Raw genomic sequence first — 1,323 nt, 5'->3', positions numbered from 1 at the left:
CACGTTTCCCATCTAGTTGGTCTCTTCCCAGGTACGCTCTTTAGCAAGGACCAGGCTGAATACCTAGAGGCTGCGCGTGCTACCTTGAATCACCGTGGAGATGGGGGGACTGGTTGGTCTAAGGCCAATAAAATCAACCTCTGGGCTCGTCTGCTGGACGGTAACCGTGCCCATCGCTTACTCGCTGAACAGCTCAAGTACTCAACTCTAGAAAACCTTTGGGATACCCACGCGCCTTTCCAAATCGACGGAAACTTTGGAGCGACCAGTGGGATGGCAGAAATGCTTCTCCAATCACACACTGGCTATATTGCACCATTGCCAGCCCTTCCAGATGCATGGAAAGACGGTCAAGTTTCTGGCTTGGTTGCCCGTGGTAACTTTGAAGTCAGCATGAAGTGGAAAGATAAAAACCTGCAAAGCTTGTCCTTCCTTTCAAATGTCGGTGGAGACCTGGTTGTAGATTATCCAAATATCGAAGCTAGCCAAATCAAGGTCAATGGCAAACCAGTCAAGGCAACGATCCTTAAAGATAATCGTATCCAGCTTGCAACGCAAAAAGGTGACGTCATTACCTTTGAACATTTCCCTGGCCGTGTGACCAGTCTGACAGCCGTTCGACAAAATGGAGTCACTGCCGAACTTACCTTCAACCAAGTAGAAGGCGCTACCCACTATGTCATCCAAAGACAAGTGAAAGACGAAACTGGCCAAACCTCTGCGACCAGAGAATTTGTAACCAATCAAACCCACTTTATTGACCGATCACTAAATCCTCAACTCGCCTATACTTATACTGTCAAGGCTATGCTGGGCGAAGTTTCCACACAAGTATCTGAACAGGCCACTGTCGAAACCTATAGCGAGTTGATGGACGACCGAGATAGCCGCATCCAGTACGGAGCTGCCTTTGGAAACTGGGCAGACTCAGAATTATTTGGAGGAACAGAGAAATTTGCTGACCTTTCAAAAGGAGACTACACAGACGAAGATCTCACTGCTACCATTCCTTTCACTGGCGTTGGTATCGAAATCTATGGACTGAAATCGTCTGAACTAGGTCTTGCCACTGCTAAAATTGATGGCAAAGAAGTCGGGGAGCTTGACTTCCATACTGCTGGAGCAACTGAAAAAGGTAGTCTCATTGGTCGCTTCGCAGGACTATCTGACGGACCTCACACATTGACTCTTAGTGTTAAACGTGAGCACAAAGGACGTGGTAGTGAGCGCTCGAAAATTTCATTAGACTACTTCAAGATCCTAGCAGGAACAGGCAATACGATTGAAAAAATAGATGATCGCGATTCGCGCATCCAGTATGGT

1 protein-coding gene is annotated in these 1,323 nt (G+C 47.4%); it reads left to right on the top strand.

Translation table 11 applies throughout. The annotated features are described in order from the left end of the window. Window positions 1-1,323, top strand: a 1,323-nt coding sequence (locus GMD1S_RS12315; protein ID WP_000507540.1) for a fibronectin type III domain-containing protein, incomplete at both ends; no start/stop codon positions are given.

The organism is Streptococcus sp. GMD1S (assembly GCF_000296875.1).
In the GTDB taxonomy this organism is placed as follows: Bacteria; Bacillota; Bacilli; order Lactobacillales; family Streptococcaceae; genus Streptococcus.
This window is presented reverse-complemented; position numbering and strand designations above follow the sequence as displayed.